The following is a 24826-nucleotide window of genomic DNA, read 5'->3' on the forward strand; positions in this document are numbered from 1 at the left end:
CTGGCGGGGTGCTGGCCCCCGTTTGTCCATGAAAAGGTGCTCGGCCATGGCCACGATTCGTTACCCCATCACGCTCGCCTCACTGTGCTGCTCGCTTACCGCTCAGGCCGCCGAAGTGGCTCCAGGCGATTACGACCAGTTCCCCACCAACGCCACCATTGGCTTGCTCTATTACCAACACGCCCGCACCGACAATCTGTATGCCAATGGCCACAAAGCCAGCTCGGATTTCGATGTCCGTTCGGACATCGGCATCCTGCGACTGCTGCATGTGTATGCGCTGACCGACCGACTCACGGTCGACCCGCAGTTCCTCTTGCCTTTCGGTCGCGTCGCCGGCCATGGCGATGCTTCGCCCCTCGGGGACAGCAGTGGCATCGGCGACCTGATCCTGGCCCCCGCTTTCAAGTACCGGCTCAACGACGCCGGCGACGTCCTCGCCTTCACGCCCTACCTGTACGTACCCACTGGCGAATACGACAACGAAGAAGGCCTTAATCTGGGCGAGCATCGCTGGAAACTCGATCTGCAATCAGCCTATGTCAAACGGTTCGGAGAGAAATGGGCCGTCGACATGGTGGGCGACGTCATCTGGTACGGCGACAACGATGACTACGGCGCCGACTCGGTCCGACGCGAGCAGCAGGTGTCCTACAGCGCCCAGCTCATGGGTCGCTACATGCCCACACCACAGACCGCCTTCGCCGTAGGCGTCGGCCATAACTGGGGCGGTGAAAACAGCGTCGACGGCGTGCATCAGGACGATGAAACCCGCACCACGTATTTGCGCCTCAGCGCCACCACCTTCGTCAGCCCCCGCGATCAACTGCAGCTGCAACTGGGCAGGGACCTGTCCGTGGAAAACGGCCCGCGCGAAGACATGCGGGTGAACCTGCGCTACGCCCATGTGTTTTGACGGCCTGACCGTCTCAGCCAAGCCGCTGTCCGCCACAGCCAAGCCATCGACCGGCGGACGCGCCACTCTTGACTCCACCCGACCGTGACCCAGCGCACCCCGTGCGCCGTACCGAAACAGGACACTCCATGGCCATCGAACGCCCCACTCCCGAACAACTCGACGCGCTCGCGCAGCGCCTGCACATGCATCTGACGACAGAGCAGGCGAGCGAGTATCTGGCCCTGATGCAACCGAGCTTCGACGCTTACGACCTGATCGATGCCCAGCCCGACGAAATCCCGCCGGTGCGCTACCCGCGTGACGCAGGCCTGCGCCCCAGCAAGGCCGACAACCCGCTCAACGCCTGGTACTACCGCACCGAGGTCTGCGGCGCCGCTCAAGGCAAACTGGCCGGGCGTACCGTTGCGCTGAAGGACAACATTGCCTTGGCCGGGGTACCGATGATGAACGGTGCCAGCACCCTGGAAGGCTTCGTGCCGTCCTTCGATGCCACCATTGTCAGCCGGCTGCTCGATGCAGGCGCGACCATTACCGGCAAAGCCACCTGCGAGCATTTCTGCCTGTCCGGCGGGAGTCACACCTCCGACCCGGGGCCGGTGCACAACCCGCGCCGACACGACTACATCGCCGGAGGATCCTCCTCGGGCAGCGCCGCGCTGGTAGCGTCAGGGGCGGTGGATATGGCCATCGGTGGCGATCAGGGCGGCTCGATCCGAATCCCGTCAGCGTTTTGCGGCACCTACGGCATGAAGCCCACCCATGGCCTGGTGCCGTACTCCGGGATCATGCCCATCGAGGCGACAGTCGACCACGCAGGGCCCATCACCGCCAACGTGTACGACAACGCGCTGATGCTCGAAGTGATCGCCGGTGCCGACGGTCTCGATCCGCGTCAGTATGCCCCGGTGGTCGAACCCTACACCCAGGTGCTGGATCGCGGCGTGCGCGGGCTCAGGATCGGCGTCCTGCTGGAGGGTTTCCAACTGCCGAACCTCGATCCGCGGGTGGCCGACAAGGTCCGCTTCGCGATCGATCATCTGCAGCAACTCGGCGCTCAGGTCAGCGAAGTGTCGATAGCCGAACATGGCCTGGCCGGCGCGCTCTGGCAACCGATCGGCTGCGAAGGGCTGACGGCGCAGATGATGCACGGCAATGGCATGGGCTTTAACTGGAAAGGTCTGTACGACGTCGCACTGCTGGACAAGCACGCCCAGTGGCGTGAAAACGCCGACGCGCTGTCGGCGACCCTCAAGCTGTGCATGTTCGTCGGCCAGTACGGCCTGGAGCGCTACCACGGTCGCTACTACGCCAAGGCACAGAACCTGGCCCGCCGCGTCCGCGCGGCCTATGACCAGGCGCTGAGTGACTACGACGTCCTGCTCATGCCCACCGTGCCGATTCTGGCCCAACCACTGCCCTCGGCGACCGCCTCGTTGACCGACTACGTGGCGCGCGCGTTCGAGATGATCGGCAACACTGCGGCATTCGATGTCACCGGCCATCCGGCGATGTCGATCCCCTGTGGCCAGGTCGAGGGGCTGCCAGTCGGCATGATGCTGGTGGCTCGCCATTACGGCGAAAGCACGCTGTATCAAGCCGCCGCCGCCTTCGAGGCCAGTATCGACTGGCAACATCTGTGAGGATCCAGCAATGAGCCACGACCACGATCATCATCACGACCATACCGAACCGCCCGCCACCGCGGAGCTGCGCATCAAGGCCCTGGAGTCGCTGCTGCTGGACAAAGGACTGGTCGACCCTGCCGCCCTGGAGGCGCTGATCGACACCTACGAGCATCAGATCGGTCCGCGCAACGGCGCGCGCGTGGTGGCAAAGGCCTGGATCGACCCGCAATACAAACGTCGCCTGCTGGAAAACGCGACCGCTGCCATCGCCGAGCTGGGCTTTTCCGGCGTTCAGGGCGAGGAGATGGTGGTAGTGGAAAATACCCCTCAAGTGCACAACGTCACCGTGTGCACGCTCTGTTCGTGCTACCCCTGGCCCACGCTCGGCCTGCCGCCTGCCTGGTACAAATCCGCCCCTTACCGCTCGCGCGTGGTGATCGACCCGCGTGGCGTGTTGGCTGAATTTGGACTACAGATCCCTGCCCATCAGGAGGTGCGCGTCTGGGACAGCAGCGCCGACCTGCGCTACCTGGTACTGCCCGAACAGCCCGCAGGCACACAGGGGTGGAGCGAAGAGCGCCTGAGCGAGCTGGTCACCCGCGACGCCATGATCGGCACCGGCCTGCCTATTGCACCAGTCGCTTCAGAGGAGGTCGTCGAATGAACGGAATACATGATCTGGGTGGTTTGCATGGCTTCGGCCCGGTACTGGCTGAAGAAGATGAACCGGTCTTTCACCATGACTGGGAGCGCCGGATCTTTCCGCTGTTTGCCGCGCTGTTTGCCGGGGGGCATTTCAATGTCGACGAGTTCCGCCATTCCATCGAGCGCATGGACCCGATCCACTACCTGGAAAGCAGCTACTACGAACACTGGCTACACGCCTTCGAGACACTGCTGGTGGAAAAGGGTGTGATCAGCGCAGCCGAATTGCACGGTCGGGCTGCACCGACTCCAGCGCCACAACCGGTTCAGGTGCTCACTGCAGATCTGGTGGAGACAGTGATTCTCGGCGGCGCCTCGGCACGTGCCAAGCACGAGGTGTCCGGCCGCTTCAAGGTCGGCGACAGGGTGCGGGCGAAGAACCTCAACCCCACCACTCATATCCGGTTGCCCCGCTATGCGCGGGGCAAGGTCGGCGTCATCGAACTAGCCCATGGTGCGTTCGCAACGCCCGACAGCATGGCCCACGGCCTGGGTGAGCAACCGCAACAGGTCTACACCGTACGGTTCAGCGCCGAAGAACTGTGGGGCACAGCCACCCCGGACTCGGTGTGCATCGACCTGTGGGACAACTATCTGGAGGCGGCATGAACACGACCCCACACAGTGATTACGCAACCCTCGGCCTCCCGTTGGACACCGAAGGACCGGTTTTCGAGCATCCCTGGCAGGCTCAGGCCTTTTCCCTGGTAGTGCACCTGCACCAGGCAGGCCATTTCAGCTGGGCCCAATGGGTGCAAGTCTTCAGCGATCAGATCAAGGCGACCCCTGCTCAGCCGGGCGAAAGCGTCAACGATGCCTACTTTCGACAGTGGTCCGATGCCATGGAAACACTGGTGGAGACGCTTGGCCTGTGCGGGCGGGACACCATTTCCCAGCGTGCCGACGAGTGGTGTCGAGCCTACCTCAATACGCCCCATGGAGAACCCGTGAACCTGCTGAACGCGAGTTGTCCGCCAGCCCATGCCCACCCTCATTCACGGCGCACCGGGCCGGTCACGGTCAGCCCGGCGGGCTGAGATGAAATGAGCGGTGCAGAAACGTCTGCATCAGCCGATTGGATCGCTTTGCTGTCGAGAGCTGTCGCGTGTCGTTTCTCTTTGGTTCTATTCGTAGTGCGCTGACGGCCTTGGCGAACCGCTTGGAAGGCAGTGACGCGCCCCTGCCAACGGCACCCACCCCCTGTTACAGCGACTATTCAGGGCCAGCGAGCAACTGCTTGCCGAGCAAACCCACGCCAGGGAGCGGATCGCCGAGTGCGGCACCACGGTGCACCAGCAATCTGCCGGCATTGAACGCGGCGATCGAAGCGGCTCGTGCCGGGGAGGCCGGCGTGGATTCGCCGTGGTCGCCAACGAGGTGCGGAAACTGGCCATGCGGACCAGCAAAGCGACCCGGGAGGCAGCCGGAATGATCGCCAGCTAACGTCTGGGGCGTGCCTTGCCGAGGCAATAGGCGGGAGGCGATACACTTTTTTGGGGAGGTATCGCCTAACCGATCCCTTTTTCAGTCAGCAGATTTGCAACGACGGCCAGAACGTTACCGCTCACCACGTCGAACGGCTCTGACGCATCGATGACCACGAACGTGTCCGGCGCCTCCTCTGCCTGCCGCAGGAATCCGTCACGGGCCCTGGAAAGAAACTCGAGCTTCTGCCTCTCCATCCGGTCCAGCCCCTGGCCGCGGGAAGCGACGCGCTTCATGCCGATCTCGGGATCCACATCCAGGATGATGTTGAGGTCCGGTGCAAAGCCCTCCAGCGCAAAGCCGTTGATGCTTCGCACCAGGTCCAACGCAATGCCCCGTCCGTAGTGCTGGAAAGCCACGGTCGCAGGGGTGAAGCGATCGCACACCACGACCTTGCCTGCCGCTATCGCAGGAATGATCTTTTCCTTCAGATGCTGTGCTCTGGCGGCGGCGAACAGCAAAAGCTCAGTGGTATCGCAGAGTTCTGGCGTCTCCGGATCAAGGACCACCTCGCGAATCTTCTCGCCGATCCGTGTACCGCCAGGCTCGCGGGTAATGACCACCGGGTGGTTCCTGGCGGTCAGGAATTCTTCGATGGCGCGAATAACAGAAGACTTGCCCGCCCCGTTATTTCCGTCGCATACGATTAGGCAACCTTTTGCCATGTGCTTGTCCTGGTACCTGAAAGTGTTGTTTGGTAGGTGGCGGTTGGTTTTGCAGGAGGGTGGAAGAATGCGTTCCGCGAACGGCCTACCTCTGCACCGTCATTGAGCGGGCGCCTCGGCGGCGTCCGGCTTCTCTTGTGGCTCGCGCGTGCCGGTCTCGCTCGGCACCGCCGCGGGCGCGGGGCTTGAGCGATAGTCGGCGCGGCGTTTGAGTTGGTACTCACGCACGGCAGCGTTGTGGGCATCCAGATCGTCGGAGAAGACATGGCTGCCGTCGCCGCGCGCAACGAAATACAGGCTGCTGCCAGAAACTGGGTTGAGCGCGGCATGAATCGCCTCGCGGCCCACCATGGCGATGGGTGTGGGCGGCATTCCGGCGATCACGTAAGTGTTGTAGGCCGTCGGCTCGCGCAGGTCGGCGCGGGTCAGCTTGCCGTTGTAGCGTTCGCCCATGCCGTAGATCACGGTCGGGTCGGTCTGCAGCAACATGCCTGCCTTGAGACGACGCACGAAGACGCCGGCGATCTCGCCGCGCTCCTGAGGCACACCTGTTTCCTTCTCCACCAGAGAAGCCATGATCAGCGCCTGATAGGGTTCGCTGTACGGTGCGCTGGCGGCGCGCTCGGCCCATTCGCTGGCCAGCACCTCTTCCAGTCGCCCGTAGGCCTGCTGCAGCAGCTCGACATCGCTCATGCCACGCACGTACTTGTAGGTGTCGGGGAAAAACCGGCCTTCGGGAAACACCTTGGGGTGGCCGATGCGCGCCATGACTTCACTGTCACTGAGGCCTCCCAAGGTCTGCTCGAGCTTTTCCTGGCGCGCCAACGCGGCGCGCACCTGACGGAAATTCCAGCCCTCGACCAGGGTCAGGCTGTACTGCACCACTTCGCCGCGCTGCCAGACATTGAACAGCTCGTTCACGGTCATGCCCGGGGTCAGGCGGTATTCGCCGGTGTGCAGCGGCTGCCCGGCGCGATTGAAGCGCCAGTAAAGACGCAGCCAGAAGGCATCCCGCAGGGTGCCCGCTGCCTCCATGCGCAGGATCGTGCCGCCGGGGGTCGCGCGGTTGGGTACATCGAGCAATTGTTCTTGAGTGACGGCCAGCGGCTGGTTCAGGGCGCTGTCGACTTTCCAGGCCGCCACGCCCGCTGCCAGTACGGCAACCACGATGAGCGTCTCCAGCAACAGCAGAAATTTACGCTTCACAAATCAGGCATCCAATAGCGCGTGGGCAATGCCTTGCAGTTTACGGGTGAGCGGACCCGCCGGCCACCTCAGTGACGTGAATGCGCGCACAGGCCACACGCCGTAGACGCTATTGCACACGAAGACTTCCTCGGCCCGTGCCAGGTCCGCTGGCCACAGGTCGTCCACGACAACCTCCAGACCCAGGCTTGCGGCCTGCTCCAGCAGTTCGGCACGCATCACCCCGGCCACGCCACAGCGCTGCAGGGAAGGCGTGTGCAGCACTCCGTCGATGACCAGAAACAGATTGCTGTAGACCCCTTCGACCAAGCGCCCGGACATGTCCAGCATCAAACCTTCGGCGAAGCTCGGGTCGCTCCATTCGGCGCGTGCCAGGACCTGTTCCAGGCGATTGAGGTGCTTGAGTCCGGCCAGCAACGGCTGCTCGGCCAGGCGCGTACTGCAGGGGTAGAGTTCCACGCCCTGCGCGCCGTTGGCCTGCGGATAGGCAGGGCTTGGACCGCCTTGCAGAATACGTCGCGCACCGGCCTGCGGATCGGGCGCGTAACCTCGGGCACTGTCGCCACGGGTGACGATCAGCTTGAGCACGCCCTTCTCCAGCGCTGCGGCATAGCGGACAATTTCGTCGCGCAGCACATCCGAGTCGATCAGGATGGCCAGACGCTGGCAGCCCAGCGCAACGCGCGTCAGATGACGCTCGAGAAGTACCGCCTGGCCACCGCGCACGGCGACGGTTTCGAAGACACCGTCACCGTAGGCCAGGCCCCGACTCTTCAGGCCCAGCGCATCGCATGGCTGCCCGTCGAGCCAGGCCTGCATCAACCGGCGAAGCGCCGGAAGACCAGCGAACCGTTGGTGCCACCGAACCCGAACGAGTTGCTCAGTACCACATCGATCGGCATGCTGCGTGCGGTATGGGGCACGAAGTCCAGATCGCAGCCTTCGTCAGGCTCGTCCAGGTTGATGGTGGGCGGCGCCATCTGGCTGTTGATCGCCAGCACACTGAAAATCGCCTCGACCGCACCTGCGGCGCCGAGCAGGTGCCCGGTCATCGACTTGGTGGAGCTGACTGCGAGCTTGTAGGCATGCTCACCGAACACGGTCTTGATGGCACTGACTTCGGCCAGGTCGCCCGCCGAGGTCGAGGTGCCATGGGCGTTGATGTACTGCACCTGGTCGGGCGTGATGCCGGCATCGCGCAGGGCGTTGGCCATGCAGCGCGCCGCGCCGGCGCCGTCTTCGGGCGGCGAGGTCATGTGGAAGGCATCGCCGCTGGTGCCGAAACCGATCAGTTCGGCATAGATGGTCGCGCCGCGCGCCTGCGCATGCTCGAGTTCTTCGAGTACCAGCGCGCCAGCACCGTCGGACAACACGAAACCGTCACGGCCCTTGTCCCACGGACGGCTGGCACGAGTGGGCTCGTCGTTACGCGTGGACAACGCACGGGCCGCGCCGAAGCCGCCCATGCCCAAGCCGCATGCAGCCATCTCCGCGCCACCGGCGATCATCACGTCAGCTTCGCCATACGCGATGTTGCGCGCGGCCATGCCGATGCAATGGGTGCCGGTGGTACAGGCCGTGGCGATCGCGTAGTTGGGCCCCTGAGCGCCGAGGTGGATCGACAGGAAACCGGAGATCATGTTGATGATCGAGCCAGGCACGAAGAAGGGCGATATCCGGCGTGGTCCGCTGTCATGCATGATGCGGCAGGTTTCTTCGATATTGGTCAGGCCACCAATGCCCGAACCCATGGCCACGCCGATACGCTCGCGATTGGCGTCGGTGACTTCGAGACCGGCGTTGCGTACCGCCTGGAAACCCGCCGCCAGGCCGTATTGAATGAACAAGTCGAGCTTGCGTGCCTCCTTGACCGAGAGGTATTGCTCGACCTCGAACCCCTTCACCGAGCCGCCGAAACGGGTCGAATAGGCCGATAGATCCGTATGCTCGATAGGACCTATGCCACTGCGGCCGGCCAGGATGCCCTGCCAACTGCTCGGCACGTCGGTGCCCAGCGGTGACAGCATGCCCATACCTGTGACCACGACGCGTCTACGCGACACAGCACTCTCCTTATTCTGGAAACATCAACGCGCGGCCGTCTAAAGAAAAAACCGCACGCCAACGAAGGCAGTGCGGTTTTTCCATGACAAGCAACGGCGATTACAAAACGTTACGCCTGGTGGGCAGTGACGTAATCGATGGCAGCTTGAACGGTGGTGATTTTCTCGGCTTCTTCGTCAGGAATCTCGGTTTCGAATTCCTCTTCCAGAGCCATCACCAGCTCAACGGTGTCCAGGGAATCGGCACCCAGATCTTCAACGAAGGAAGAAGAGTTGGTGACCTCCTCCGCTTTGACGCCCAGTTGCTCGGCGACGATCTTCTTGACGCGTTCTTCGATGGTGCTCATACCTTGTTTTCACTCCTAATGGACATATGTCAGGCGGCTGGCCGGTACGTAAGTTTATAGAAGAAGCTCGGCTTTTCAAACTGAAAGCGTCACTGCCACCCTACGCGAGCCCGCCACCTAGAATTCGGATGCAGCTTTATAACGGATTTTGGATGCCGGGTAAGACATTTTTTTGAAGCCATCCGTCACAATTTTCGTTACATGTACATGCCGCCGTTCACCGGAATTGTAGCGCCGGTCACGTAGGCTGCACCGTCGGAAGCCAGAAAACCGACCACTTTGGCGATTTCGTCGGCCTGCCCCAAACGACCCAGCGGAATCTGCACCTGCAGGGATTCACGCTGCGCTTCAGGCAGCTCGCGGGTCATGTCGGTGTCGATGAAGCCAGGCGCCACCGAGTTCACGGTGATCGCGCGCGAACCCACTTCACGGGCCAGGGCACGGCTGAAGCCTTCGAGACCGGCCTTGGCCGCGGCGTAGTTTACTTGGCCGACGTTGCCCATTGCACCCACAACCGAGCCGATGCTGATGATCCGGCCCCAACGTGCCTTGGTCATGCCACGCAGTACGGCCTTGGACAGGCGGAACAAGCTGTTGAGGTTGGTATCGACCACATCATGCCATTCGTCGTCTTTCATGCGCAGCATCAGGTTGTCGCGGGTGATACCGGCGTTGTTGACCAGAATCGCCGGCGCGCCGAACTGCTCCTGAATCTTGGCCAGGGTGGCGGCCACCGATTCGTCGCTGCACACGTTGAGTTCCAGGCCGGTACCTTCGATACCATGCTCCTTGAGCGTGGCGGCAATGCGCGCGGCGCCGCTCTCGGAGGTGGCGGTACCGATGACGGTGGCGCCCATGCGACCCAGTTCCAGGGCGATCGCCTGGCCAATGCCACGGCTTGCGCCAGTGACCAGTGCAACTTTACCTTGCAGGCTCATGCAAGTTCTCCTTGATCAGGCTTGCGCCGCGCGAGCGGCGGCGAAAGCTTCGGGGGTGTTCAGGTTTTCGGTGCTCACGCCATCGGCGCAGCGCTTGTTCAGGCCAGCCAGGACCTTGCCCGGACCGCACTCGACCAGACGTGGTGCGCCCTGGGCTGCCAGGTACTGCACGGTTTCGACCCAGCGCACCGGTTTGTACAGCTGCTCGAGCAGGTCGCGCTTGAGGGTTTCGAGATCGGCCGGTACGCCGGCACTGACGTTCTGTACGACCGGGATCTGCGGCGCCTGCCAGTCGATGGCGTTGACCGATTCAGCGAAGCGTTCGGCAGCCGGCTTCATCAACGCACAGTGCGACGGCACGCTGACTGGCAATGGCATGGCGCGCTTGGCGCCCTTGGCCTTGCACAGTTCGATGGCACGGGCAACGGCCTGTGCGGCACCGGCAATCACTACCTGGCCCGGGGAATTGAAGTTGACTGCACTGACGACTTCACCCTGCGCAGCTTCGGCGCAGGCAGCCAGCACATCGGCGTCTTCCAGGCCGAGAATGGCCGCCATGGCGCCCTGCCCGGCCGGCACGGCTTCCTGCATCAGTTGGCCACGACGCTCCACCAGCTTGACCGCATCGGCCAGCGACAGGCAGCCAGCGGCAACCAGCGCGCTGTATTCGCCCAGGCTGTGGCCGGCGACATAGGCCGGACGCTCGCCACCCTCGGCCAGCCACAGGCGCCACAGCGCGATGGAGGCAGCGAGGATGGCAGGTTGCGTCTTGTCGGTCTGGTTGAGGCTTTCGACCGGGCCTTGCTGGACCAGCGCCCAGAGGTCATAACCCAGGGCGTCGGACGCCTCCTTGAAGGTGTCCATGACCAGAGGGTACTGTGCGCCCAGTTCGGCCAGCATGCCGAGCGACTGGGAACCTTGCCCCGGGAAAACGAATGCGAGGGATGCAGACATTGAACAAGCCCTTGTGTGATCTTGTTGCCGAAAATTTCGACGCCGGAAGCGTACCCGGCGCGCTGAACTCAGAGTTGGATAACCTATGCCCGCCCGTGGTCACATTCAAGCACTGGGGCCAGGCATGCCTAAAGCAGCATCTGCGCCAACCGCCCGTGCAGGCGCTGGGGCAGGTTTTCACGAATCTCGTCGCGTGCACGGTCTATCGCGCACTGCAAGCCTTCCACGCCTGCGGCGCCGTGGCTCTTCACCACGATCCCCTGCAGGCCGAGGAAACTGGCACCGTTGTAGCGCGCCGGCGCCAGATCGGCCTGCAAGCGCTTGAGCAGCGGCATGGCCAGGGCGCCCACGGCCCGCGCCATCAGGCTGCTTTGAAACAATGCCTGAACGCGTTCGGCGAACATGCCGGCCAGACCCTCGTTGGACTTGAGCAGGATGTTGCCAACGAAACCGTCGCACACCACCACATCGGCCTCTCCTCGGAACACACCGTCGCCTTCGATGAAGCCGGTGTAGTTCAAGCCCTGCGCCTTGCGCAGCAGACTTGCCGCCAGCTTGACCTGCTGGTTGCCCTTGATGTCCTCGGTACCGACGTTGAGCAGCGCCACCCGTGGCCGTTCGACACCCAGCGCTTGAGCGGCCACCGACCCCATCACGGCGAACTGATACAGATGCTCGGCGCTGCAATCGACATTTGCGCCCAGATCGAGCAACTGGCAGTAGCCTCCTCGCGTGGGGATGGCGGCCATCATCGCGGGGCGGTCGATACCGGGCAAGGTCTTGAGCAGGTGCCTGGACAGCGCCATCAAGGCCCCGGTGTTGCCCGCGCTGACCACGGCCTGGACCTGCTCGTCGCGCAGCAATTGGAGCGCCACACGCATCGAGGAATCGGGCTTGCCGCGCAACGCCTGTGACGGACGCTCGTCCATGCCGACCACTTCGCTGGCGGCAGCGACGTGCAGGCGTGAGCGATCCACCGCCGGCTGGCTGGCAATCAGTTCTTCAAGGAGTTGAGGGTGACCGACGAGGGTCAGGTGCAGCGAGGGCGTAGCGGACAGGCAGGCAAGGCTGGCCTGAACAATGCTGCGGGGACCGAAGTCCCCGCCCATTGCATCAATCGCGACGGACTGAGCGGACAAGATTTACTCGTCGGCGCCCTTGTCGATCACTTTACGGCCACGGTATACGCCTTCTGGCGATACGTGGTGACGCAGGTGCACTTCACCGGTGGTCTTTTCGACCGACAGGGTGCTTGCCTCGAGTGCGTCGTGCGAACGGCGCATGTCACGGGCAGAGCGGGATTTTTTGTTCTGCTGAACAGCCATAATTGATTAACTCCTAAACGTTTGGGTCACGCTTTAACTGCGCCAATACACTGAACGGGTTGGACCGCGTTACCTCGTCCTCGCTCGGATCGGGATCATCTGCTCCCGCCGGCTGCTGGCATTCTTCCGGATGATGAGCAGGCACGATGGGCAAGGCGAGCAACAGCTCCTCCTCGACCAGCGCCTGCAGATCCAATGGATCTTCGCCCAGTTCCAGCACGTCATAACCTTTCGGTAACGACTGGGTGTTCGCACCCTCCTTCACCACGGCGTAACTGCATTCGCTGTGGATCGGCAGGGTTACCAGCTCAAGACAACGCTGGCAAACCATCTTGACTTCGACGTCCAGGCAGCTGTGGATGACCACGGCCTTGCGTTCGTCTCGTTCGAAGATGAATTTGGCCTGCACCGTACCGACGTTGTCGGAAAGCGGGTCGCAGAGTCTCTCCAAATCGGCCAACTGCAGCGAACCTTCAAGGGTTACGCCACGATCTGCCAATTTGCGCGGGTCAACGTGAGGTGGAATCGGGTCATTCAACATAGGCGCAGCATTCTAGGGACGCCCCCCTCGCCTGTCAAAGGAAATTCGGGCCTGGGTGCGTGATAGAGTGGCCGTTCATCCACAGGAGCCTGCCATGCCCGCCCTGCTACTTGCTTCCAGCTCGCCCTACCGCCGCGAACTGCTGTCGCGGCTGTGTCTGCCGTTCACCTGCGCCTCGCCCGATATCGATGAAAGCCACCTGCCAGACGAGCCGGCGTGCGTCCTGGTCAAACGCCTGGCCGAACAGAAGGCCAGGGCACTGTCGGCCGCCCACCCCGGGCATCTGATCATTGGTTCGGATCAGGTCGCGGTGCTGGGCGAGAGGATTCTAGGCAAGCCGCTGGATTTCGAACGTGCGCGCGAACAGCTGGTCGCGGCGAGCGGTGCATCCGTCACGTTTCTGACCGGTCTTGCGCTATTGAATGTGGACAGCGGCGAGTGCCAGGTCGATGTGGTGCCGTTCACGGTGAACATGCGCCGGCTCTCGACCGTAGCCATCGAGCGCTACCTGCTGGCGGAAAAGCCCTATGACTGCGCCGGCAGCTTCAAGGCCGAAGGGCTGGGCGTGAGCCTGTTCCAGAGCACCGAAGGCTCGGACGCCACCAGCCTGGTCGGCCTGCCGCTGATCCGCCTGGTGGACATGCTGCTCAAAGAAGGTGTGCAAATCACTTGAGTCCTGCAGGGCGATCACGATCGCCTTAGCGGGCAGAGGGCCCGCGAAAGGGCCCTTGACCGCACCGCACAACCTCAGCGCAGACTCGGCCCCTGGAACCCCATCCACATGGCGATCTGATCGGCAACGCTGGCACCCAGCTTTTTCGAGAAACGGTCCAGTGGCGACTCCTTCACGGTGAAGTCGACCATATCCTTGGCGCCGATCACGTCACGGGCAACCATACTGCTACTGCCCAAGGCATCGACCAGGCCCAGTTGCAGCGCCTGCTCGCCCGACCAGATCAGCCCGGAAAACAGCTCCGGATGTTCCTTGTCCTTGAGCCGATCGCCGCGCCCGGCCTTCACGCTGTCGATGAACTGTCGATGGGTCGTGGCCAGAACGCCCTTCCAGAACTCGGTCTCATCGGCGCGCTGCGGCTGGAACGGATCCAGGAAGGCTTTGTGCTCACCCGAGGTATAGGCACGTCGCTCCACGCCCAGCTTTTCCATGGTGCCGACGAAGCCGTAGCCGGCCGCGGTCACACCGATGGAGCCGACCAGGCTGGATTTGTCCGCATAGATCTGATCAGCCGCGCTGGCAATGTAATAGGCCCCGGAGGCGCCCAGGTCGGCGATCACTGCATAGACCTTGATGTCCGGGTGCTCACCGCGCAGGCGACGGATCTCGTCATATACGTAGCCGGATTGCACCGGGCTGCCGCCAGGGCTGTTGATGCGCAGGATCACGCCTTTCACCTTGGTGTCTTCGAAGGCGCTGCGCAGGCTGCCGACGATGTTGTCCGCGCTCGCCGCTTCCTTGTCGGCAATCACGCCGCGTACGTCGATCACGGCGGTGTACCCGGACGCACCACTGGTGGCGGCCTTTTCCATGTCCAGCAACGGCGAAAACAGCAAGATCGCGCCGAACAGGTAAATAAAGGTCAAGAACTTGAAGAATATGCCCCATCGACGTGCGCGGCGCTGCTCCTGAACACTGGCCAGCAGAGTCTTTTCCAGCAATCGCCAGCTTTTCTCGTCGCCGATCGGGGCGCTGTCTTCTTCGCTGCGCGGCGCTTTCCATTGGTCAGACATTTTCTACTCCTTATGCAAGGCCACGCGCACCGGCGCGGCGACTGTCCAGCCACTGCGGCAGTTGATCGAACGACTCGATACACAGCTGCGGTTCGTATTGCCGCAGCACGTCCAGCGGCAAGGCGCCATAACCCACTGCGACGCTGTGCATGCCGGCATTGCGGGCCATCAATAGATCGAACGAGGCATCGCCGACCATTAGCGAACGCTCAGGCCCCACCTCACAATGGCTCATGATCTGCTCAAGCATCAGAGGATGGGGTTTGCCGCGGGTTTCATCGGCCGCCCGGGTGATGTCGAAAAAGTCCTCCCAGCCGTGGGCCTTGAGCACACGGTCCAGCCCTCGGCGCGCCTTGCCGGTGGCCACCGCAAGGCGGTAACCCTGCTCGCGAAACCCGAGCAAGGCCTCGCGGACCCCGGGATACAACAAGGAAGGGCTAGCGTCCAGGGCCATGTAGGCGTCGGCATAGTGATCGCGCATAGCCATCACCTGTACGTCGTCGAGCTGGGGATACAACATGCTGATGGCTTCCGGCAAGGCCAGGCCGATGATGCCCTTGACCGCCTCGTCACTGCAGGGCGGATACCCCGATGCCGCCGCTGCGGCGTGCATGGCCTCGACGATCCGGCCGATGGAGTCGCACAGGGTGCCATCCCAGTCGAAAATCAGCAGTTTGTAATCAGCTTGCACTCAGTCGCTCCACGGTCTTGGCCCAGACCTCGTCGACCGGTGCCTCGACCTTCAGCTCGCCGCCATCGGGCAGCGGCACGGTCAGCGCGTAGGCATGCAGGAACAGCCGCTTGCCGCCCAGGTCGCGAATCTCCTTGGAAAAGTTCTCGTCGCCATACTTGGTATCGCCCGCGATCTCGTGACCGGCGTGCAGGGCATGCACACGGATCTGATGGGTGCGCCCGGTGATGGGGCGTGCTTCGACGATGGTCGCGAAGTCGCCGAAGCGACGCAGCACCTTGAACAGGGTCAGCGCTTCCTTGCCTTCTTCGTTGATCTCGACCATGCGCTCGCCGGAGCGCAGGTTACTCTTGAGCAAAGGCGCATTGACCTGTTTCTTGGCAGTCGCCCAATGCCCTCGAACCAGGGCCATGTAGCGTTTGTCGACACCGTCGCCACGCAGCGCCGCGTGCAGGTGGCGCAGCATGCTGCGCTTCTTGGCGATCATCAACAGGCCGGAGGTGTCCCGGTCCAGGCGATGCACCAACTCGAGCTCCTTGGCATCGGGACGCAACTGGCGAAAGGCTTCGATCACACCGAAGCTCAGGCCACTGCCGCCGTGCACGGCAATGCCTGCCGGCTTGTTCAGCACGATCAGCGCCTTGTCTTCGTAGACGATGGCGTCCTCGAGGCGCTGCAGCAGCCCTTGCGCCACCGGCACCGGCGCGTCGCGCTCGGGCAGGCGCACCGGCGGCACGCGCACGATGTCGCCAGCCTGCAGCTTGTATTCCGGCTTGATGCGCCCTTTGTTCACTCGCACTTCGCCCTTGCGCAGGATGCGATAGATCAAGGTTTTGGGCACGCCCTTGAGCGCCGTGATGAGGAAGTTGTCTATGCGTTGGCCGGCAAGTTCCGGCGCAACCTCGATCAGCTGAACGCCGGAGGTTGGGGGAGTAGTAGTCGTCATGGCCGCGATCATAACAATTTTTTATGGATTTGAAGCACTTAATGATTGCTGCTATAGTCGCGAACGCCGCCATAAGCGGCTGGGCAGCGGACAAGCGGTTATGAACCAGCCCTGACCAACGCAATTCTCGAGGACGCGAGGCCGTCCTACGGGGCTTTTGCCAGTTACGGAGTATTTGAGGGCAACGCCCGCGCAGGTGCGAGAAGGCCGATGAAAGCCCAGGAACCCCGGCATACCGGACACCTTCCTGCCTTTGTTCGACGCCACTCCCGCTTCGCAGTCGCCCTCACCCAGTTCAGGCACAAGCTTCGGAAACCCAACGCCTTAGTCATACAGGGCGAACTTTACGAATTGAAGTTCGCGATATTGCCAACCCGTTGCGGATTCAGCGCACGGCAGCACCCGAATTATCAGGGATACGTGTAGGGTGGAGATGCACAACCGTCGGACCGTGTAGTACCGCGTCACGGCAGGAAGCAGCCTCAGGCACTTCTGCCATGCCGGTCTTGAACAAGACGCTCAAGGGCGTCCACGCCAGACGATTGATTCCTCCTCCTGACTGAGTGCTTTTGACACCACAGCAAGCAGGACGCGTCGTCGCGGTTCCGCCCCTGTTGGGCAGATATCGCTGGACACTGCAGTGGCCTAGGCCCTGTTGACGCACCTGACACCGACCGTGAGAAGTCGTGTGTGCCGAACGCCGTTTCCGGCAGCCCGGAAACCGACGGTACTACATGAAAAGAATGCTGATTAACGCAACTCAACCCGAAGAGTTGCGTGTTGCCCTGGTAGACGGCCAGCGCCTCTACGACCTGGACATCGAGTCCGGCGCCCGCGAGCAGAAGAAGGCCAACATCTATAAAGGCCGCATCACTCGCATCGAACCCAGCCTTGAGGCCGCCTTCGTCGACTTCGGCTCGGAACGCCACGGCTTCCTGCCCCTCAAGGAAATCTCCCGCGAATACTTCAAGAAAAACCCTGAAGGCCGCGTCAACATCAAGGAAGTCCTGAGCGAAGGCCAGGAAGTCATCGTCCAGGTCGAGAAGGAAGAGCGCGGCAACAAGGGCGCAGCCCTGACCACGTTCATCAGCCTGGCCGGTCGTTATCTGGTGCTGATGCCCAACAACCCACGGGCCGGCGGCATCTCCCGTCGCATCGAAGGCGAAGAGCGCAACGAGCTGCGCGAAGCACTCAATGGCCTGGTGGCTCCTGCCGACATGGGCCTGATCGTCCGCACTGCCGGCCTGGGCCGCAGCAGCGAAGAGATGCAATGGGACCTGGACTACCTGCTGCAACTGTGGACCGCGATCAAGGAAGCCTCCCTGGACCGCTCCGCGCCATTCCTGATCTATCAGGAAAGCAACGTCATCATCCGCGCCATCCGCGACTACCTGCGCCAGGACATCGGCGAAGTGCTGATCGATAGCGTCGAAGCCCAGGACGAAGCCCTGACCTTCATCCGCCAGGTGATGCCGCAGTACGCCAGCAAGATCAAGCTGTACGAAGACAGCGTCCCCCTGTTCAACCGCTTCCAGATCGAAAGCCAGATCGAAACCGCTTTCCAGCGTGTGGTCGAACTGCCTTCCGGTGGCTCGATCGTCATCGACCCGACCGAAGCACTGGTGTCCATCGACATCAACTCGGCGCGCGCCACCAAGGGCAGCGACATCGAAGAAACCGCCCTGCAGACCAACCTCGAAGCCGCCGAAGAGATCGCTCGTCAGCTGCGCTTGCGCGACATCGGCGGCCTGATCGTCATCGACTTCATCGACATGACTCCGGCCAAGAACCAGCGCGCCGTGGAAGACAAGGTCCGTGAATCGCTGGAAGCCGACCGCGCTCGTGTCCAGGTGGGTCGTATCTCCCGTTTCGGCCTGCTGGAAATGTCCCGTCAGCGCCTGCGCCCTTCGCTGGGCGAAAGCAGCGGCATCGTCTGCCCTCGTTGCAGCGGCACCGGGATCATCCGTGACGTCGAATCGCTGTCGCTGGCCATCCTGCGCCTGATCGAAGAAGAAGCCCTGAAGGACCGCACTGCCGAAGTCCGCGCCCAGGTGCCGATTCCAGTCGCTGCCTTCCTGCTCAACGAAAAACGCAATTCGATCACCAAGATCGAACTGCGCACCCGCGCCCGCATCGTGATCCTTCCGAACGATCACCTGGAAACGCCGCACTTCGAAGTGCAGCGCCTGCGTGATGACAGTCCGGAAGCCCACAGCGGCCAGTCCAGCTACGAAATCGCCGCTGCTGCCGCTGAAGTCGAAGAGGTCCAGCCAGCCGCTGCCACTCGCACCCTGGTTCGTCAGGAAGCGGCGGTGAAAACCGCGCCGACCCGCACCGCTGCCCCAGTTTCCGCGGAAGAAGCTGCCCCGGTGGCTGCTGCAGCACCGACGCCGGCGCCTGCTCCCCAGATCGCCGAACCAAGCCTGTTCAAGGGTCTGGTCAAGTCCCTGGTCAGCCTGTTCGCCACCAAGGAAACGCCTGCCGCTCCGGTGGTCGTCGAGAAGCCTGCCGCCACCGCCCCCGAGCGCCCGGCGCGCGAAGAGCGTCGCAACGGTCGTCAGCAGAGCCGCAACCGCAGCAGCAATCGCCGCGACGAAGAACGCAAGCCGCGTGAAGATCGCGCACCGCGTGAAGACCGCGCCGCCCGCGAAGACGCACCCGCCGCACGTGAAGAACGCCCTGCCCGCGCGCCTCGCGAGGAACGCCAGCCGCACGCTCCGCGTGAAGACCGCCGCCCACGCAACGGTGGCGACGACGCACCACGGGTACGTGAACTGCGCGAGCCTCTGGACGCACCGACCGCTCGCGAAGAACGCCCAGCCCGCGAAGAGCGTGCTCCACGTGAAGAGCGCGTGACCCGCGAAGAGCGCGCTCCTCGTGAGGAACGTGCACCACGTGAAGAGCGCCCGGCCCGTGAAGAACGCGCACCACGCGAGGAACGTCCGGCCCGTGAAGAACGCCAGCCTCGCGTCGCCCGCGAAGAACGCGCAGCGCATCCGGAACAGGCATCCGAAACCGACGCCGACACTGCCGAAGACGTGCTGAACAACGAAGAGCTGCTGCAGGACGACAACCAGGAAGGCAACGACGGCGATCGTCCGCGTCGCCGCTCCCGTGGTCAGCGTCGCCGCAGCAACCGTCGCGAACGTCAACGCGATGCCAACGGTGACGTGATCGAAGGCTCGGAAGAGTCCAACGAGTCGACGACCGAAGGCGAGTCCAACGGTGCAGCCCTGGCCGCCAGCGTTGCCGTCACAGCCGCAGTCGCGGAAAACGCCATCAGCGCTTCTGCCGAAGCCCAGGCCCACGAACAGGCCGAACAGGCCAATCGCAGCGTGCAACCTGCCGCTGCCCAGGAAGCCGACGCTGAAGGCGAAAGCCTGGCTGCGCCGGAAATCGTCGCCACCGCGCCGACTGCCGAAGCCGCCGTCGAGACGCCGGTTGCTATCCCCGTCCAGGCGGACAGCCCTGCCGAAGTCGAACGCCCTGCAACGGTCTCGGCACCTGACACCTGCGCGGCGCCTGCCAACGAAAGCGCTGCACCTGTGGTCGAGCAACAGCCCGTCGTCGAAGCAGCCCATCCTGCCGAGACCCACGAGCCAGTGCAGCAGGACGTCGCCGAACCGGTGGAAGTAACGCCTCCGTTCGACACCACCCCTGCGCCGATCAGCCAGCCCGGCGCCGACGTCGAAGTTGACGCACCGGTAGTCGTCGATCCTGCACAGGTCAACGAGCCTGCGCTCCAGCCGCGCGCCGTGCCAGCCGCCGAAGAAGTGCCTTCGTTGCCTGCCGAGCCTGCCCTGCACCAGATCAGCGAACCTGCTGCTGTGGAGCCGTCGACTGTCGAACCAGTCGCGGCCGAACCTGCCGCCGTCGAGCCTGTGACGGTAGAACCGGTCATCGCGCCGGTTGCCGAACCTGCTCCTGCGAGCGAGCCTGTGGTGGTTGCACAACCCGAGCCGCTCAAGGAAGCCGAACCGGCACCGGTGCTGCCGAGCAACGGCCGTGCGCCCAACGATCCTCGCGAAGTGCGTCGTCGCAAGCGCGAAGCCGAGGAAGCAGCGAAGCTCGCCGCGCTCAAGCCTGAAACTGAAGTATCGAGCGCTGCTGACAGCGCGCAAGGTACTCAGGACGAGCCCAAGCCACTGGTGTAATCACTGCGTGTGAATCAGCCCCCGCCGCCCACGCGCCGGGGGCTTTTTCTTGCCTGCCGCTCAGATATCCGGGCTGATTTGAAGCTTAATGCATCTAATGCGTTGACAGCCTGCCAGGTATCTGTAGAATGCGCCTCCACAGACGCGGGATGGAGCAGTCTGGTAGCTCGTCGGGCTCATAACCCGAAGGTCGTCGGTTCAAATCCGGCTCCCGCAACCAAACATCGGAAGGGCCACTCTATAAACGGGTGGCCTTTTTCGTATGCGCTCGAAAAAGCCAATAGCCACCTAACGAAGGCTGCGCGCGAGCAATGTGAAAATTGCTTTACAGTTGGCCAGGCGCCGGTCACCCACGGCGCACAGGCGTTAGAATGGCGCGAATTATTTTTTCCACAGGGATTGGTACTTTGACGGGATCCCGGCATCCTGTTGCGCACAATCCAAGAGGTGATTGATGCGCTCTGACTTGCCCGACTCAACCGCTATGGAACTCCCACCTGCCGCTGCCGCCGGCCCGATAAAGCCCGAGCGCGCTCGCTGGCTGGATCTGCTGAGCCGCTACCGGCAGCCGGTGGGGCTGGCCGTTACCCTGTTGCTGTTTGCCATCGCCCTGCTCGCCTGTCGGCATCTGCTCAGCGAACTGGACATCTACGCGCTGCACGACTCGGTACTGGCCACGCCGCCTGCTGCACTGGGCGGAGCCTTGCTGGCCATGGTCTGCGGCTTCATCATTCTGCTGGGCTATGAATGGTCCGCCAGCCGCTATGCCAATGTGGCTCTCCCGGCACGCACCTTGGCCCTGGGCGGCTTTACCTCATTCGCCATCGGCAACGCCATCGGCTTGTCGATGCTGTCCGGCGGTTCGGTTCGTTACCGGCTGTACTCGCGATTGGGCGTAGGTGCAGGCGAAGTCGCGCGCATGACCTTGTTCGCCAGCCTTTCGCTGGGCTGTGCATTGCCGCCGCTTGCCGCCGTGGCCACCCTGAGCAGCCTGCCCGCCGCTTCGCTGGCCCTGGGGCTTTCGCAAGGGCTGCTGGGAACCATCGCCGCGATCGTGCTGCTACTGACTGCCCTGCTGGTGCTGGGCGTCTATCGACGTCGTCTTGCCGAGCAGCCGCTGGCCGATAACCTGCTGGTCCGTGCCGGACGTCGCACCCTGCGCTTGCCGAGTGCGCGCCTGACCCTGCTGCAACTGGTCATCACCGCACTGGACGTGGTGGCAGCCGCCACCGTGCTCTATCTGTTGCTGCCCGAGGCTCCGCCGTTCGGTGCCTTCGTACTGATCTACCTGCTGGCCCTCGCCGCCGGGGTGCTCAGCCACGTACCTGGGGGTGTCGGGGTCTTCGAGGCGATTCTGCTCGCAGCGTTCGCCGACACCCTGGGCGCCGCGCCCCTGGCTGCGGCGCTGCTGCTGTATCGCCTGATCTATGTCGTGCTGCCGATGCTGGTGGCGTGCGTGCTGCTGCTGGCCAACGAAGCGCGCCGTTTGTTCTTCGCCCAGCAGGCCATTCGCGTGGCCTCCGGGCTCGCCGCCCCGATCCTGGCGGTGCTGGTGTTCCTGTCCGGCGTCGTGCTGCTGTTCTCCGGTGCGACCCCAGAGATCGATACGCGCCTGCAGGACCTGGGCTTTCTGATCCCCCACCGCCTGATCGATGCTTCGCACCTGGGTGCCAGTCTGGTGGGCGTGCTGTGCCTGCTGCTGGCACAGGGGTTGCGCCGTCGCCTGTCGGCCGCATGGGTATTGACCATGGTGCTGCTGCTGGTGGGTGCCGTGCTGTCGCTGCTCAAGGGCTTCGACTGGGAAGAGGCCTCGCTGCTGTGTATGACCGCACTGCTGCTCGCCGTCTTCAAGCGCTCCTTCTACCGGCCCAGCCGACTGCTGGAGTTGCCGTTCTCCCCGCTGTACCTGATCGCCAGCGTGTGCGTGGTGGGTGCGTCGATCTGGTTGCTGTTCTTCGCCTACCAGGACGTGCCCTACAGCACCAAGCTGTGGTGGCAGTTTGCGTTGGATGCCGATGCACCTCGCGGCCTGCGTTCGGCCCTGGGCAGCGCAGTGTTGTTGATCGTGGTTGCGCTGACCTGGCTGCTGCGCACCGCGCGCCCGGTGATCCATCTGCCCACACCCGAGGAACTGCAGCGCGCCGCGACCATTCTCAAGGCGTCGCACCAGCCCGATGGTGGCCTGGCCCTGACCGGCGACAAGGCACTGCTGTTCCACCCCAAGGATGAAGCCTTTCTGATGTATGCCCGCCGCGGGCGCAGCCTGGTGGCGCTGTACGACCCCATCGGCCCGACCCAGCCGCGCGCCGAAATGATCTGGCAGTTCCGCGACCTCTGCGACTTTCACCACGCGCGCCCGGTGTTCTATCAGGTCCGGGCCGAGAACCTGCCGTTCTACATGGACATCGGCCTGACCGCGATCAAGCTGGGCGAAGAGGCCCGGGTCGACTTGTACGCTTTCGATCTGGAAGCCAAGGGCAAGGAGATGAAGGACCTGCGCTACACCTGGAACCGCGGCACCCGCGACGGTCTGTCACTGGAGATCTACGAGCCCGGACAGGCGCCACTGGAAGAGCTCAAGGTCATTTCCGATGCGTGGCTCACGGGCAAGAACGTACGCGAGAAGGGGTTTTCCCTGGGCCGCTTCAGTCCTGAATACCTGAACCATTTCCGCATCGCGATCGTCCATTTCGAAGGCAAGCCCGTGGCGTTCGCCAACCTGCTGGAAACCGACAGCAAGGAGCTGGCCAGCCTGGACCTGATGCGTGCGCATCCCCAGGCGCCCAAGCTGACCATGGAGTTCATGATGGTAGGCTTGATCCAGCACTACAAGAAACACGGCTACGGGCGCTTCAGTCTGGGCATGGTGCCGCTGTCCGGTCTGCAACCGCGACGCGGTGCTCCCCTGACCCAGCGCCTTGGCTCGATGGTGTTCAATCGTGGCGAGCAGTTGTACAACTTCCAAGGCCTGCGCCGGTTCAAGGACAAGTTCCAGCCTACCTGGGAGCCTCGCTACATGGCCGTGCCGGCCGGCCTTGATCCGCTGGTGGCACTGGCCGATACCGCCGCCCTCATTGCAGGTGGCCTGACAGGATTGGTGAAACGCTGATGATTCGACGTTACTGGCGCAAGTTGTTCGCCTTGATCGTGGTACTGCTGCTGGCAGCTGCCGGCTACTACTGGTGGGCCACCCGCCCTGTCCCGGCTGCACAGCTCAGCGCACAACGCCTGAGCAACGGCAGCGACGCTCGCGATGTCGTCCCCGGCACGCGGACCAAGTCCCGGGTGGCGATCGCACTGCCCGCCGCCGAAGCCCTGACCGACAAGCAGTTGCTGGACTTGAGCCGGGACGCCTCCGCGCACATCGTCCAGGTGATCCTGCCGGAAACCGACTGCAGCGCGCAGCAAGCCGCGTTGAATGCCGCCATCGAGCGACTCGACGCCAAACCGGATCTGGTGGCGGGGATCGGTCCGGGCGCCTCGCTGGCCTGGCGCTGGCTGGCCACGCAGGACAACGACAAGGCCCAGGCCGTGTCGGTGGATCTGAGCGTGGAGAAACCCGACGGCTGTCTGCCGGAGTTGCCGAAGAAGGCCGAGCATGGTCAATGGATGGTGGCCTGGAACGACAACCCCGACGACGCCAGCGCCGCGTTCGTGCGCGACCAACCCAATGCGCAGACCGTCATCAGCGATTACGACGTGAAGCTGCCGCAAGTGCTGAAGAATCAGGTCACCGATATTCTGGTCGGCGATGAAGGCACCCACCTGGCCATTCCGGTGGTCGAGGTGCCCGCAACGCAGAGCAACGACACCGTCAGCCTGTTCCTTTCTGGCGACGGCGGCTGGCGCGACCTCGACAAGGCGGTGGCCGGGGACATGGCGACCATGGGTTACCCAACAGTAGGGATCGACACCCTGCGCTATTACTGGGAGCACAAGACACCCGAGCAAAGCGCCGACGACCTGGTCGAGTTGATGCACTACTACCGACAGAAATGGGGCGCGAAGCGCTTCGTGCTGACCGGCTATTCGTTTGGTGCCGACGTGCTGCCAGCCATTTACAACCGCCTGCCCGCCGAGGAGCAGAACAGCGTCAGCGCGATCATCCTGCTGGCCTTCGCGCGCAGTGGCAGCTTCGAGATCGAAGTCGAGGGATGGCTGGGCAATGCGGGCAAGGAGGCACCTACCGGCCCGGAAATGGCCAAGCTGCCGGCCGCCAAGGTGGTCTGCGTTTACGGCGAGGAAGAGGCCGATGAAAGCGGCTGTACCGAAGCCACCGCAGTGGGTGAGAAAATGAAGCTGCCAGGCGGGCATCACTTCGACGAGAACTACCCGGCGCTGGCCAAGCGCTTGGTGCAGCAGATCGACAAGCGTACCGGCTCGAACTGATCCTGCTCTAAAAACAAAGCCCCGGACCTGAACAGGTGCCGGGGCTTTTTTGTGGGGGTCAGCTAGGGCCTCTTCGCGAGCACTGCCGGCTCCTGCAGGGGAGTCGAGTCAGCAATGAGCATGCCCT

At 63.3% G+C, this 24826-nt stretch carries 22 protein-coding genes and 1 tRNA gene; 10 read left to right on the forward strand and 13 right to left on the reverse strand.

What is annotated here, in order from left to right; all coding sequences use genetic code 11:
• The first annotated feature begins 46 nt into the window (after positions 1-46).
• The 5 genes from QMX89_RS00370 (at position 47) to QMX89_RS00390 (ending at position 4286) form a co-directional block, all read left to right on the forward strand.
• Entirely contained in the window at positions 47-916 is an 870-nt protein-coding gene (locus QMX89_RS00370) for a transporter (protein WP_282345747.1), read from the forward strand.
• A gap of 128 nt (positions 917-1044) precedes the next feature.
• Complete coding sequence (locus QMX89_RS00375; protein WP_282345749.1) at positions 1045-2559, forward strand: amidase; 1515 nt, start codon at positions 1045-1047, stop codon at positions 2557-2559.
• 10 nt (positions 2560-2569) lie between these two features.
• Positions 2570-3208 carry a nitrile hydratase subunit alpha gene (gene nthA, locus QMX89_RS00380; protein ID WP_282345751.1) on the forward strand — a complete coding sequence of 213 codons (639 nt, stop codon included), beginning with the start codon at positions 2570-2572 and terminating at the stop codon, positions 3206-3208.
• Positions 3205-3858 (forward strand): nitrile hydratase subunit beta, encoded by a 654-nt coding sequence (gene nthB, locus QMX89_RS00385; protein ID WP_282345753.1) that lies wholly within the window; start codon positions 3205-3207, stop codon positions 3856-3858. The genes nthA and nthB overlap by 4 nt, the downstream gene beginning before the upstream one ends.
• Positions 3855-4286, forward strand: a complete 432-nt coding sequence (locus QMX89_RS00390) for a nitrile hydratase accessory protein (RefSeq protein ID WP_282345754.1) — start codon at positions 3855-3857, stop codon at positions 4284-4286. The genes nthB and QMX89_RS00390 overlap by 4 nt, the downstream gene beginning before the upstream one ends.
• A 471-nt stretch (positions 4287-4757) precedes the next feature.
• Here the strand turns inward: QMX89_RS00390 and tmk are convergent, their stop codons facing one another.
• The 10 genes from tmk to QMX89_RS00440 all read right to left on the reverse strand — a co-directional run bounded on the left by tmk (position 4758) and on the right by QMX89_RS00440 (position 12773).
• The gene (gene tmk, locus QMX89_RS00395) at positions 4758-5399 is read right to left on the reverse strand and encodes a dTMP kinase (RefSeq protein ID WP_192068914.1); all 642 of its coding nucleotides are present in this window, start codon (positions 5397-5399) and stop codon (positions 4758-4760) included.
• Positions 5400-5498: 99 nt separating this feature from the next.
• On the reverse strand, positions 5499-6605 hold the full coding sequence (mltG, locus tag QMX89_RS00400; RefSeq protein ID WP_349011722.1) for an endolytic transglycosylase MltG: 1107 nt from the start codon (positions 6603-6605) through the stop codon (positions 5499-5501).
• Between the two features lie 3 nt (positions 6606-6608).
• Positions 6609-7424, reverse strand: coding sequence for an aminodeoxychorismate lyase (gene pabC / locus QMX89_RS00405; RefSeq protein WP_282345761.1), 816 nt, complete (start codon positions 7422-7424; stop codon positions 6609-6611).
• Positions 7424-8668: a beta-ketoacyl-ACP synthase II gene (gene fabF, locus QMX89_RS00410; protein ID WP_056843824.1), complete on the reverse strand. Its 1245-nt coding sequence runs from the start codon at positions 8666-8668 to the stop codon at positions 7424-7426. Before fabF ends, pabC begins: the two co-directional genes overlap by 1 nt.
• A gap of 110 nt (positions 8669-8778) precedes the next feature.
• The gene (acpP, locus tag QMX89_RS00415; protein ID WP_049862239.1) at positions 8779-9015 is read right to left on the reverse strand and encodes an acyl carrier protein; all 237 of its coding nucleotides are present in this window, start codon (positions 9013-9015) and stop codon (positions 8779-8781) included.
• A 197-nt stretch (positions 9016-9212) separates the two neighbouring features.
• Positions 9213-9953: a 3-oxoacyl-ACP reductase FabG gene (gene fabG / locus QMX89_RS00420; RefSeq protein WP_049862240.1), complete on the reverse strand. Its 741-nt coding sequence runs from the start codon at positions 9951-9953 to the stop codon at positions 9213-9215.
• A gap of 15 nt (positions 9954-9968) precedes the next feature.
• A complete protein-coding gene (gene fabD, locus QMX89_RS00425; protein WP_090359703.1) occupies positions 9969-10907 on the reverse strand; it encodes an ACP S-malonyltransferase in 939 nt (312 codons plus the stop codon).
• Between the two features lie 128 nt (positions 10908-11035).
• A complete protein-coding gene (gene plsX / locus QMX89_RS00430; protein ID WP_082223729.1) occupies positions 11036-12046 on the reverse strand; it encodes a phosphate acyltransferase PlsX in 1011 nt (336 codons plus the stop codon).
• A gap of 3 nt (positions 12047-12049) precedes the next feature.
• Positions 12050-12232: a 50S ribosomal protein L32 gene (gene rpmF / locus QMX89_RS00435; RefSeq protein ID WP_003179396.1), complete on the reverse strand. Its 183-nt coding sequence runs from the start codon at positions 12230-12232 to the stop codon at positions 12050-12052.
• 13 nt (positions 12233-12245) lie between these two features.
• Positions 12246-12773 carry a YceD family protein gene (locus QMX89_RS00440; RefSeq protein WP_043185209.1) on the reverse strand — a complete coding sequence of 176 codons (528 nt, stop codon included), beginning with the start codon at positions 12771-12773 and terminating at the stop codon, positions 12246-12248.
• Between the two features lie 94 nt (positions 12774-12867).
• Here QMX89_RS00440 and QMX89_RS00445 point away from each other — a divergent pair, with 94 nt between their 5' ends.
• Positions 12868-13446 carry a nucleoside triphosphate pyrophosphatase gene (locus QMX89_RS00445; protein WP_282345772.1) on the forward strand — a complete coding sequence of 193 codons (579 nt, stop codon included), beginning with the start codon at positions 12868-12870 and terminating at the stop codon, positions 13444-13446.
• Positions 13447-13520: 74 nt separating this feature from the next.
• Here the strand turns inward: QMX89_RS00445 and QMX89_RS00450 are convergent, their stop codons facing one another.
• From QMX89_RS00450 to rluC, 3 genes are read right to left on the reverse strand one after another with little or no spacing between them, the layout of a single operon-like run.
• Positions 13521-14519, reverse strand: coding sequence for a S49 family peptidase (locus QMX89_RS00450; protein ID WP_049862245.1), 999 nt, complete (start codon positions 14517-14519; stop codon positions 13521-13523).
• A 10-nt stretch (positions 14520-14529) separates the two neighbouring features.
• Positions 14530-15210 (reverse strand): HAD-IIIA family hydrolase, encoded by a 681-nt coding sequence (locus QMX89_RS00455; protein ID WP_282345777.1) that lies wholly within the window; start codon positions 15208-15210, stop codon positions 14530-14532.
• The gene (gene rluC / locus QMX89_RS00460; RefSeq protein WP_049862372.1) at positions 15200-16156 is read right to left on the reverse strand and encodes a 23S rRNA pseudouridine(955/2504/2580) synthase RluC; all 957 of its coding nucleotides are present in this window, start codon (positions 16154-16156) and stop codon (positions 15200-15202) included. The genes QMX89_RS00455 and rluC overlap by 11 nt, the downstream gene beginning before the upstream one ends.
• Before the next feature lie 743 nt (positions 16157-16899).
• On the opposite strand from rluC, the gene rne reads away from it, so the two are divergent.
• The 4 genes from rne to QMX89_RS00480 all read left to right on the forward strand — a co-directional run bounded on the left by rne (position 16900) and on the right by QMX89_RS00480 (position 24699).
• A complete protein-coding gene (gene rne / locus QMX89_RS00465) occupies positions 16900-20310 on the forward strand; it encodes a ribonuclease E (RefSeq protein ID WP_282345779.1) in 3411 nt (1136 codons plus the stop codon).
• A 143-nt stretch (positions 20311-20453) separates the two neighbouring features.
• Positions 20454-20530 (forward strand) — tRNA-Met (locus tag QMX89_RS00470).
• Positions 20531-20764: 234 nt separating this feature from the next.
• Entirely contained in the window at positions 20765-23419 is a 2655-nt protein-coding gene (gene mprF, locus QMX89_RS00475; RefSeq protein WP_192000918.1) for a bifunctional lysylphosphatidylglycerol flippase/synthetase MprF, read from the forward strand.
• Positions 23419-24699, forward strand: coding sequence for an AcvB/VirJ family lysyl-phosphatidylglycerol hydrolase (locus tag QMX89_RS00480; protein WP_282345784.1), 1281 nt, complete (start codon positions 23419-23421; stop codon positions 24697-24699). Before mprF ends, QMX89_RS00480 begins: the two co-directional genes overlap by 1 nt.
• Positions 24700-24826 lie beyond the last annotated feature (127 nt).

The organism is Pseudomonas sp. PS01301, assembly GCF_029960215.1.
Classification (GTDB): domain Bacteria; phylum Pseudomonadota; class Gammaproteobacteria; order Pseudomonadales; family Pseudomonadaceae; genus Aquipseudomonas; species Aquipseudomonas coleopterorum.

What these genes read in the sequence shown, in the direction of transcription:
- fabD (WP_090359703.1), bottom strand. Translation starts at nt 10,907, where the DNA reads ATGTCTGCATCCCTCGCATTCGTTTTCCCGGGGCAAGGTTCCCAGTCG.
- acpP (WP_049862239.1), bottom strand. Translation starts at nt 9,015, where the DNA reads ATGAGCACCATCGAAGAACGCGTCAAGAAGATCGTCGCCGAGCAACTG.
- QMX89_RS00440 (WP_043185209.1), bottom strand. Translation starts at nt 12,773, where the DNA reads ATGTTGAATGACCCGATTCCACCTCACGTTGACCCGCGCAAATTGGCA.
- QMX89_RS00375 (WP_282345749.1), top strand. Translation starts at nt 1,045, where the DNA reads ATGGCCATCGAACGCCCCACTCCCGAACAACTCGACGCGCTCGCGCAG.
- QMX89_RS00370 (WP_282345747.1), top strand. Translation starts at nt 47, where the DNA reads ATGGCCACGATTCGTTACCCCATCACGCTCGCCTCACTGTGCTGCTCG.
- mprF (WP_192000918.1), top strand. Translation starts at nt 20,765, where the DNA reads ATGCGCTCTGACTTGCCCGACTCAACCGCTATGGAACTCCCACCTGCC.
- fabG (WP_049862240.1), bottom strand. Translation starts at nt 9,953, where the DNA reads ATGAGCCTGCAAGGTAAAGTTGCACTGGTCACTGGCGCAAGCCGTGGC.
- rne (WP_282345779.1), top strand. Translation starts at nt 16,900, where the DNA reads ATGCTGATTAACGCAACTCAACCCGAAGAGTTGCGTGTTGCCCTGGTA.
- QMX89_RS00445 (WP_282345772.1), top strand. Translation starts at nt 12,868, where the DNA reads ATGCCCGCCCTGCTACTTGCTTCCAGCTCGCCCTACCGCCGCGAACTG.
- rpmF (WP_003179396.1), bottom strand. Translation starts at nt 12,232, where the DNA reads ATGGCTGTTCAGCAGAACAAAAAATCCCGCTCTGCCCGTGACATGCGC.
- QMX89_RS00450 (WP_049862245.1), bottom strand. Translation starts at nt 14,519, where the DNA reads ATGTCTGACCAATGGAAAGCGCCGCGCAGCGAAGAAGACAGCGCCCCG.
- nthB (WP_282345753.1), top strand. Translation starts at nt 3,205, where the DNA reads ATGAACGGAATACATGATCTGGGTGGTTTGCATGGCTTCGGCCCGGTA.
- QMX89_RS00390 (WP_282345754.1), top strand. Translation starts at nt 3,855, where the DNA reads ATGAACACGACCCCACACAGTGATTACGCAACCCTCGGCCTCCCGTTG.
- QMX89_RS00480 (WP_282345784.1), top strand. Translation starts at nt 23,419, where the DNA reads ATGATTCGACGTTACTGGCGCAAGTTGTTCGCCTTGATCGTGGTACTG.
- rluC (WP_049862372.1), bottom strand. Translation starts at nt 16,156, where the DNA reads ATGACGACTACTACTCCCCCAACCTCCGGCGTTCAGCTGATCGAGGTT.
- nthA (WP_282345751.1), top strand. Translation starts at nt 2,570, where the DNA reads ATGAGCCACGACCACGATCATCATCACGACCATACCGAACCGCCCGCC.
- tmk (WP_192068914.1), bottom strand. Translation starts at nt 5,399, where the DNA reads ATGGCAAAAGGTTGCCTAATCGTATGCGACGGAAATAACGGGGCGGGC.
- pabC (WP_282345761.1), bottom strand. Translation starts at nt 7,424, where the DNA reads ATGCAGGCCTGGCTCGACGGGCAGCCATGCGATGCGCTGGGCCTGAAG.